6 protein-coding genes and 1 tRNA gene are annotated in these 8,955 nt (G+C 69.5%); 5 read left to right on the top strand and 2 right to left on the bottom strand.

Annotated features, from left to right (window positions below):
• Positions 1–182: 182 nt before the first annotated feature.
• Together IE98_RS0136880 and IE98_RS0136875 are read right to left on the bottom strand one after the other, a co-directional pair.
• Positions 183–1,496 (bottom strand): branched-chain amino acid aminotransferase, encoded by a 1,314-nt coding sequence (locus IE98_RS0136880; protein WP_234443821.1) that lies wholly within the window; start codon positions 1,494–1,496, stop codon positions 183–185.
• A 1,856-nt stretch (positions 1,497–3,352) separates the two neighbouring features.
• Positions 3,353–3,673: a hypothetical protein gene (locus IE98_RS0136875; protein WP_030276418.1), complete on the bottom strand. Its 321-nt coding sequence runs from the start codon at positions 3,671–3,673 to the stop codon at positions 3,353–3,355.
• A 186-nt stretch (positions 3,674–3,859) separates the two neighbouring features.
• Here IE98_RS0136875 and IE98_RS0136870 point away from each other — a divergent pair.
• The 5 genes from IE98_RS0136870 (at position 3,860) to IE98_RS0136850 (ending at position 8,951) form a co-directional block, all read left to right on the top strand.
• Positions 3,860–3,936, top strand: a tRNA-Met gene (locus tag IE98_RS0136870).
• A 209-nt stretch (positions 3,937–4,145) separates the two neighbouring features.
• Positions 4,146–4,511: a hypothetical protein gene (locus IE98_RS0136865; RefSeq protein WP_030276416.1), complete on the top strand. Its 366-nt coding sequence runs from the start codon at positions 4,146–4,148 to the stop codon at positions 4,509–4,511.
• A 3-nt stretch (positions 4,512–4,514) separates the two neighbouring features.
• Complete coding sequence (gene tap, locus IE98_RS52115) at positions 4,515–6,869, top strand: telomere-associated protein Tap (RefSeq protein WP_030276414.1); 2,355 nt, start codon at positions 4,515–4,517, stop codon at positions 6,867–6,869.
• 6 nt (positions 6,870–6,875) lie between these two features.
• Positions 6,876–7,412 (top strand): telomere-protecting terminal protein Tpg, encoded by a 537-nt coding sequence (gene tpg, locus IE98_RS0136855; RefSeq protein ID WP_030276413.1) that lies wholly within the window; start codon positions 6,876–6,878, stop codon positions 7,410–7,412.
• A 165-nt stretch (positions 7,413–7,577) separates the two neighbouring features.
• Positions 7,578–8,951: a UDP-N-acetylmuramoyl-tripeptide--D-alanyl-D-alanine ligase gene (locus tag IE98_RS0136850; RefSeq protein ID WP_030276412.1), complete on the top strand. Its 1,374-nt coding sequence runs from the start codon at positions 7,578–7,580 to the stop codon at positions 8,949–8,951.
• The last annotated feature ends 4 nt before the right edge of the window (positions 8,952–8,955 follow it).

Raw genomic sequence — 8,955 nt, 5'->3', positions numbered from 1 at the left:
AACGCTTCCTGCGCCGACGGCGACAAGTGCCGCGCGTCCCCCACCAGTCCACTCACACGGTGTTCAACGACCCAGAACCCCTACCGTTTCGGATCAATAGAGGCCGCCGCCGACCAAGCAGCAGCGGGCCGTCGCCATCTTCCTGGCCAGCATCTTTATCCATGCCATCCGGCCTGGCCGGTTCAGGAAACTTCTGCGTCGCCGCCGTCTTCCCGCGCCCCTAGGACATCAGCCCTGACTCCCTTCGCGAGTACTTGGTGCATCCAGCCATGGGTGTCGGGCGCCACACCGGTTTGGATGTCCAGCAGCGCCTTGCGGAGCTCCATGGTGACTTCGCCGGGGAGCCCGTTGCCAATGGTCCAGTCCGCGCGGGCCGACTTCACCGAGCCGACGGGGGCGATGACGGCCGCAGTGCCGCAGGCGAAGACTTCGGTCAGCGAGCCATTCGCGTTGTCGTTCCTCCAGTCGTCCACGGAGATACGACCCTCGGAGGCCTCGTAGCCGAGGTCGGTGGCAATCTGCAGGAGTGAGTCGCGGGTGATGCCGGGCAGCAGTGCCCCGCTCAGCTCAGGGGTGAGCAAGCGCCGCTTGCTGTTCTCATCGGTATAGACAAAGAAAATGTTCATGCCACCCATCTCCTCGATCCACCGGTGCTCGAAGGCGTCCAGCCAGACCACCTGCTCGCAGCCCTTCTCGGCGGCCTCAGCTTGGGCGCGGAGGGAGGCGGCATAGTTGCCGCCGGTCTTGGCAGTGCCGGTGCCGCCCTTGACGGCGCGGACGTATTCCTCGGACAGCCAGACGGAGACAGGCTTGACGCCGCCGGAGAAGTAGTTGCTGGCGGGCGAGGCTATGAGGATGAAGAGGTAGTCGTTGGCAGGCCTAACACCCAGTCCCACCTCGAGAGCGAACATGAAGGGCCGCAGGTAGAGCGACTGCTCACTCTGACTCGGCACCCACGCCTCGTCCTGTGCCACGAGCACGTCGACGGCCTCAATGAAGGTCTCGACGGGAAACTCTGGCATGGCGAGGCGGCGGGCGGATGCCTGGAAACGCGCCGCGTTGGCCTCCGGGCGGAAGGTAGCGACGGAGCCGTCGGGCTGGCGGTAGGCCTTGAGACCTTCGAAAATCGACTGGCCGTAGTGCAGCGTCATGTTGGCCGGGTCAATTTCCAGCGGCGCGTATGGCACGAGCTTGGCGTCGTGCCAACCCTGACCTTCAGTCCACCTGATTGTCACCATGTGCTCTGTGAAGAAGTGGCCGAATCCTGGGTCATCTAGGATGGCTTTGCGTTTCGCATGCGACAATGGGTGCGCGGAGGGCTTGAGCTCAATCTCCAACCGGTTTGAAAGTCGCTCGTGATCAATCGGCAATGGCTGTGATGAGGGCTCAGAGGTGTGCGGTGTCGCCATCTCCTCGGCCTCGGCCAGTTTGAAGGCATGGATTAACCGACCGGCCAACGCCTCAGGCGTCTTAGCCGCCTCCTCGGAAACCTCCACCGCGCGAATATTGAATTGTTGAATTACCTCATTTATTTCGCCGCCCAGGCCCCGGTTTGTGAGGACTACCCCTTCCGCCTTTGGGGCTGGCCAATGAGGCTCCCCCTCTAGGGCCGCGACGGTGCTGTATATCTGCGCGATGGAGGCAAAGTGCAGCGAGCCTTTGCCGAGGCTGAAGTCGACAGCCCATATTGCCCTACTGCCGTGAATTAGTAAATCTGGAAAATAGTCCCCGACTCTGGGTTTGATCTCTACCTTGAACCCCTCGCCCGTGAGGCGATTGCTTACCTGCAGCCGGGCGGAAGATATGAGATCGGAAACTTTGGAGGCTAAGCTTGATTTCCGGCGGAATGCTCTCATGGCGGGCTAGCCTTCCGTTGTGCGCCAACAGATTCTCCGGACGTGCTTCGCTTCCCATAAAATGTAGATCAGGCTAATGGCGCCTGCGGTGAGTGCTGGCGCCTGGACGGCGGCCCTGCTTGCGCCGAGCGCGACGATAAGGACGGAAGCGATTGCTACCATTATCGGAATCACGCGCCCATATTCTCGAAAGTGTTGCCAGAATCCCAAGTGTCCGGTGGCGTATGTGCTGCCCCTGTTGTCACAGAGTTCAGCGCTGCTGCATTTTGGATCATGTTCCCCGAGTGCTTCTCTCACCCCATCCCATACTCTTTGTGCCGCCCCGTATGGATGCCCACCCTGAAATGTCGCAACCTGTAGCTGGGTTTTGGTTTCATGGAAGAAAAGTATTGCACCTTCGCTACGTGTGTATCCGCACAGGACGACGCCTTTGAATTCTGCTGGATACCCCGCCATCCTGATGGCGGCGTCCGTTTCTCCGGAGCTATCGTAATGCTCATCGAGCAATGCTCGCACTCGCTCTCGGCTCAGCGTGTGGTGTTGGATCGTAAATCGCCCCGAAGCTCCCATCGTGGCCTCTCAATGCTGAGCACATGCCGATGCAACTTGAGATTATTTTGAAAGTTTCCCATGTAATCGATTATTTCCACACCTTCCAATATGCACCCATTTTCCGCCGATCGCATTCTGAGTCTGTGGGCTCCTCGTCGGCTACATTCATGATCGGTCGCCTATTCGTGTCACCGCCACCCGTCCAGTGAACTGAGCGCCTGCTGAGTGGCGAAGGCCCGCCGGCTGCCTGCTGGCGGCGTTGGTCGGGGGGTGCGAGGTGTAGCCCGAACCGTGGTGCACGGATGTCGAGGGGCGTGGACCAGGCGACAGACACGGTGAGGGTGGCTGGTGACTGCCGGATTTTCGAACCCGGTCATCGACAAGGCCAGCGCCGCTGGGGTGCCGGCGCCCTCCGCCGGCTTCGCTCGCCGTCCCGCGCCACGGTCGCACCCGAGGAACCAGTGCGGCCGGCCGACCAGCGATCGCACAAGAGAGCGGCCGGACATCCCGTGCGGTGCGATTCGTACCGCAGCCGGTCGCCCGGCGCGCGACCCTGGGTCGAAAAGGGCTGGCTGTGGGCCCCTGAGCGCGGCCAGCCCCTGACCACCAGCCTGCCCGCATGCATGCCGAGGGCTCCCTGGACAGGGTGTGCGTCTCGGACCGGCGGGCTCGAGAGGAAGGCTACCGACTCCGGCCGAACGGTCCGCAGTCCGAAGGATTCGTAGCAGTGCCCGTGCCCGCCCGGCCGCCGCCCTCGTTGTCCCCGGTGCGCACCGCTGATGCGGTGCCCACGGTCCCTCGCGCTGACTTTTCCCCGACAGTGTGCGGAAGATCGGCTCGCCGCGGTGGCTGGCCCACACCCGACCACCGCGGCCACAAGTGCGGAACTTCGCACCGACGGACAGAAGCCACCGCGTGGGTGAGCGGTGCTCAGGCGCCACGGATCAGGCGCGGCCGCCGTCCCAGATGCTGCTGGGGTCGCTCATCTGCTCGGTGCTGCCCTTCGCGCCGCCCGACACCTTGATCACGGTCTTCCTGTAGGCGCTGGCCCGCCAGGCGACATTGAGCAGCCGGGTGTCCTTGCACCGATTGTGGTAGTACATCCGGGCCTTCCACGCCCAGTCGTCGCGCCAGGACCAGGAGAGGCACCCGTCGATGCCCCGGTGCACGTGCTTGTCCTCCGCCGCCAAGGCGGCCGGTGCGGCCACGGCCAGCAGCAGGGCCGCGGCCGAAGCCGCAGCGGCCGTCCTGAACATGAGGCCCATGACGATCGTCTCCTCCTGGCCGCCAGGAGAGGAGGAACACGAAGGCAACCGCCTGGTGCGCGGCCCGGATGCGCGGCCTCGAGTCCGTGTACACCCGGCCGGCCGGTGGGCGGTGCAGGCCTGCGGCGTCGCACCGGAATGCATTTCCCATGCTCAGGTGCGGTGCCGTACAGTCGTGCTCACCGACGCGGGGTGGAGCAGCTCGGTAGCTCGCTGGGCTCATAACCCAGAGGTCGCAGGTTCAAATCCTGTCCCCGCTACCAACCCGTCAGGCCCGGCACCCCAGGTGCCGGGCCTGCCGCGTTTCCCGGGGCGCGGCCGCCGCCGGCGGCCCGGACGAACGCGTCCCCATGACTGGCCGTCAATCACACTCGTTCGCAACTCCGTTGGATTTTATGAGTTGATAAACTGCCCCGATCTGCGTTACGATTGCATCGTTCGGCCTATCGTGTCCTGGCTTGGGGAGGGTCTCGTGCTCGCAGTGGATGTCCGGCAGGCACTCAAAGGCGGTGAGACGGTCCTGGAAGCCGCGTCCCGCTGGTGGCGGTTCGGTGAGCAGACGATCGCCGACCACGGCGACTTCCTCCTCGCGTTCGTCGATGGCGGCGTCTGTGTTGGCGCGTTCGAGATCCGCGCCGCCGAACCGGACCCGCAGGCCGGCGGCAAGTACGCCTTCGACCTGCAGCCGGCCGAACGCTTCCGCTGGGCCCTCGGCGAGCGCCTGCCGCTGCCGCCCGGCCGCAACCCGGCCCGGATCATGACCGGCGCAGCGCTGCGTACCTTCCTCGACGCCGACCCTGGCCGCGCGCCGCTGCCGGCCCGCACCGCGGAGGACTGACCGATGACCGACACCCCGGACGCCATCGACGCGCTGCTCGGCGCAGGCCCGCGCCGCGCCGTCGCCCTGCCCGAGCCGGCCGAACGCGAGTGGCTGCGCACCGAGTACGGGCTGACCAAGGCCGAGACCGCCAAGGCCCTCGGCGTCAGCCCCGCCACGTTCACCGCCTGGGAGTCCGGCCAGCGCGACCCGCAGGGCGAAGCCCGCGCCGCCTACGCCAAGCTCCTGGACGGCATGGCCGCCCGCCTCATCCCCGCAGCTCCCACTCTGGCTGCGCCCGCTCCCGCCCCTGCCCCTGCCCCTGCCCCGACGCCCGAGCCGGTCCCGGTCCCGGTCGAGATGGACCGCACGCCCTCGGGCGACCTCGTCACCGGCGAGCCGCAGCCCTGCATCTGGTGCGGGCGGCCCAGCATCTTCCGCGCCGCCGGCCGGCCCGCGCACGTGGGCGGCGGCTTCTGCGTCCAGGCCCCCGCACCGACCGTCCCCACCCCGGCAGCCGCGCCTACGGCCGTCCACGGCGCGGCTTCCGCGCCTGCCACCGCGCCCACGGCTGCACCGACCCGGTCGGCCCGCCCGGCCGCCGCGCCCTCCTGGTCCGCCCGCCCAGCCGCCGTGTCGCGTTCAGGCGCCCGTCCGGCGCGGAAGGCACCGGCCCGCGCCGCCACCCCGGTGGTCGACGTGAAGCCCGAGAAGTTTTCGAACGGGCCGCTCGCCGTGGTCGACCCGGCGCCGTCCGGGCGCGGCCTGCTCGCGTACCTGGTCGACGGCCGCGTCCTGGACGTGCCCGCTCTGACGCTGCCGGAACTCACCGAGTGGACGCTGACCGCCCGCCTCGGCGAGGCGCGCCTGCACAAGCACGGCAAGGACGGCGACCCGCTGATCGTCCTCACCGACGACGCAGCCACCCTGCTCGGCCTGCCCCCGATGGGCACCGAACCCGGCCAGTTCGAGCGCCGCCTCGGCCGCCTGCCCGAGACCCACAAGACCGTCAAGGCCCTGACCAAGGCCGGCTGGCAGCTCACCAAGCGCGGCTTCGGCCCCTGGGCCCGCGTCTACCGCACCCCCGACGGCGCCAAGCGCGCCTGCGTCCAGTACTGCATCCCCGCCTGGGCCGCGCTCACCTCCGCCGGCTGGACCATCCCCCAAGGCCTCGACGCCCCCGCCCTCGCCGCGCTCCTCGGCGGCTACGCCGAACGCGTCATGACCCCCCGCGGCTCCACCGCCGTCACCGGCCTGTCCCTCATGGAGGCGCTGCGCCCGCCGACCCGCGCGGTGCGCACCGAGTCCGGCTGGACGTCGGGTCTGGTGGAGGGTTCGCGCTCGCGGGCGTTCGATCCGGCGCCGCCGGAGGCCCCCTCCGAGCACCCGGTCGCCCAGGACCGCGACCCGGGGGACGTGCTGGTCACCGAGGCGTGGGACTGGATCCGCCCCGAAGACGTGATCGGCGAGGCGGAGCGGGTGCTGCCGCACGTGGTGGGCCTGGACATCAACACGGCGTTCCTCGCGGCGGCCGGTCGGCTGACGATGGCGTTGTCGGAGCCGGTGCACGAGCTCAACCCGGTCTTCGACCCGAAGATCCCCGGCAGCTGGAAGTGCGACTTCTCCACCGCAGTTCTGGATCCGCGGCTGCCGAACCCGTTCACCCCGGACGGCCTGCCACCGACCGGCCCCGGCTGGTACACCACCCCGAAGGTCGCCTACGCCCGCGAACTCGGCCTCGACGTGGCACCGACCGAGGGGTGGCTGCGGCACGAGTGGGGGCCGTGGCTCGACCCGTGGCACAAGCACCTGCGAGCCGCCTACCTCACCACCATGGACAGGCTCGGCGTCACGCTGAACCTCGGCGAGCAGGACCCGGAGATGTTCCTCCACGCGATGGCCGGCCTGCAGGAGCACGGCGACCCCGTCGAGCTCGCCATCCTCACCGCGGTCAAGGCGACCGCGAAGGGCGGCGTCGGCAAACTCCGCGAACGCCCCCGCGGCGCCACCTACCGGCCCGGCCAACGCTGGCCCGCCCTCGAGCGCCCCACCTGGGACCCGCTCAACCGCGCCCTGATCATCGACACCGCCACCGTCAACCAGCACCGCAAGATCCGCCGATTCGCGCAGGCCACCGGCCGGTTCCCGCTCGCGATCCTCTCCGACTGCACCGTCTACCCGTCCCCCGGCCCCTCCGCCCTGGACCTGCTCCGCAGCCCGGACGGGGCGCTGACGACGGTGTGGCGGCTCGGCATCTCGCCGGGCCTGTGCAAGCACGAGGGCACCCAGACCATGGACTGGGCGCTCGAGTTGATCGCCGACGACACCAACCCGGGCCGGCACATCAAGGGCGGCGACGCCGTCGCCGAGGGGGAGTAGCCAGACATGGATGCCATCGACCATGGGCTGGAACGCGCCCTGCAGACCCAGCCCATCCCCAAGACCCTCCCCGGCCGGGTGAATTTCCTGGTCCGGCAGTACAAGGGCACCCGCAACGTCGCCGCCGCACTCGGCGTCTCCATGCGTTCCGTGGAGCGGTGGCGCAAGGGCGCCGGCATCGGCCCCGACAACGCCCGCAAGGTCGAGGACGCGGTCCGCGAACGCTGGCAGCCCCGCGTCCGCCAGCGCGTCCGCGAAGCCGCCGAGGCCCGCGGCTTCACCGTCGAGGTTATGGCCTCCTTCGGCTTCAAGTCCGCCGGCCTGTCCACCGACGACCCGCGCGAGCGGATCGTCACCCAGCGCCTGCCCGGCAGCGTCGCCCGCGACCTCTTCGCCGCCCGCGACCGCGGCGCCACCCAACAAGAACAGCAACAGATCATCGCCGAAGGCCTCGGCCAAGCCTACTTCCAGGACGGCGGCCGCCGCGCCCGCGGCCTCCACGTCACCCTCACCGGCCTCGACTGGGCCGACTTCTCCGTCTGACCACCGCCCGCTCGGTGCTGCCCGGGTCGGCAGCACCGAGCAGGCGGCGGGATTCTTCCTCGATACCGACAGCTGCCTCGCGGGAGCGACGCGGGTGAGCTCGGTCCCAGTACCACGGAGCGGTACCGTCAGTGCACGGTCCGCTGACGAGATGGAGTGGCGTACATGCAGCCGATGACTCTGGCCCTGATCGCCGAGGTGGTCGACGGCCGACTCGACCAGGTCGCGGACCCGGCCGCGGTGGTCGACGGCCCGCTGGTGGTCGACTCCCGCAAGGTCACCCCTGGCGCGCTGTTCGTGGCGTTCGACGGCGAGCACGTGGACGGCCACGACTTCGCAGAGGCGGCCGTGGCCGCTGGCGCGGCGGGCGTGCTCGGGTCGCGGCCGTGCGGCGCCCCGGCGGTGCTGGTCGACGATGTCATGGAGGCCCTGGCGAAGCTCACCCGCTGGCAGTCCGCGCGGATGCCCGGTGTGACGCGGATCGGGGTGACCGGCTCGTCCGGGAAGACCAGCACGAAGGACCTGTTCGCGCAGACCCTCTCGAGGGCCGGGGCCACCAGCGCGACCGCCGGCTCCCAGAACAACGAGATCGGCGTCCCGATGACGGTCGCCGCCTGCCCGCCGGGCACGAAGTTCCTCGTCCTGGAGATGGGCGCTCGCGGCGCCGGCCACCTGACCTACCTGACGGACATGGTGCCGCTGCATGTCGCCGTCGTCCTCAACGTCGGGGCCGCGCACGCCGGCGAGTTCGGCAGCAAGGAGGACACCGCCACGGCCAAGGGCGAGCTGGTCGCCTCCCTCGCCGCCGACGGGCTTGCGGTCCTGAACGCGGACGACCCGCTGGTCGCCCCGATGGCTGCCCGCTCGGCGGCGCCGGTGCTGTTCTTCGGCCGCACCGAGGCCGCGCAGATCCGCGCCACCGACGTCACCCTCGACCCGGACGGCCGCGCCCACTTCGTGCTGACCACTCCGGCCGGGCAGGCGCCGGTCGCGCTGCGGCTGCTCGGTGAGCACCACGTCTCCAACGCCCTCGCGGTCGCCGCCGTCGCCCACCGCGTCGGCATGGCCCCCGCCGAGATCGCCGCCGCCCTGGGAGACGCGGTCGCTGCGACCGGCTCCCGCATGCAGCGCCACGACCGCCCCGACGGAGTCACCGTCATCGACGACGCCTACAACGCCAACCCCGACTCCATGGCCGCCGCGCTGCGCGCCCTCGCGGCGATGCGCGGTGAGCGCCGCACCGTCGCCGTCCTCGGCGAGATGCGTGAACTCGGCGCCGGCGCCGCCGCCGAGCACCGCGCGATCGGCGAGCTCGCGGCCGAGCTCGGCACGAGCGTGGTCGTCGCCATCGGCGACCGGGACGCCGCCGCTCTCGCGGCCGGCGCGGAGGACGGCGGCGCCGAGACCCACCTGGTGCCGGACCGTGCCGCCGCCACCGGCCTGCTGGAGAAGCTGCTGCGCCCCGGCGACCTGGTGATCGTGAAGGCGTCGCTGTCGGCCGGGCTGCAGGCCCTGGTGAAGGACCTGATCGCGGCCTGACCGG

This window comes from Streptomyces sp. NRRL B-24484 (genome assembly GCF_000717715.1).
In the GTDB taxonomy this organism is placed as follows: domain Bacteria; phylum Actinomycetota; class Actinomycetes; order Streptomycetales; family Streptomycetaceae; genus Kitasatospora.
This window is presented reverse-complemented; position numbering and strand designations above follow the sequence as displayed.

Excerpts from the sequence above, each read along its gene's own strand:
- IE98_RS0136850 (WP_030276412.1), top strand. The coding sequence starts at position 7,578 with ATGCAGCCGATGACTCTGGCCCTGATCGCCGAGGTGGTCGACGGCCGA.
- tpg (WP_030276413.1), top strand. The coding sequence starts at position 6,876 with ATGGATGCCATCGACCATGGGCTGGAACGCGCCCTGCAGACCCAGCCC.
- IE98_RS0136875 (WP_030276418.1), bottom strand. The coding sequence starts at position 3,673 with ATGGGCCTCATGTTCAGGACGGCCGCTGCGGCTTCGGCCGCGGCCCTG.
- tap (WP_030276414.1), top strand. The coding sequence starts at position 4,515 with ATGACCGACACCCCGGACGCCATCGACGCGCTGCTCGGCGCAGGCCCG.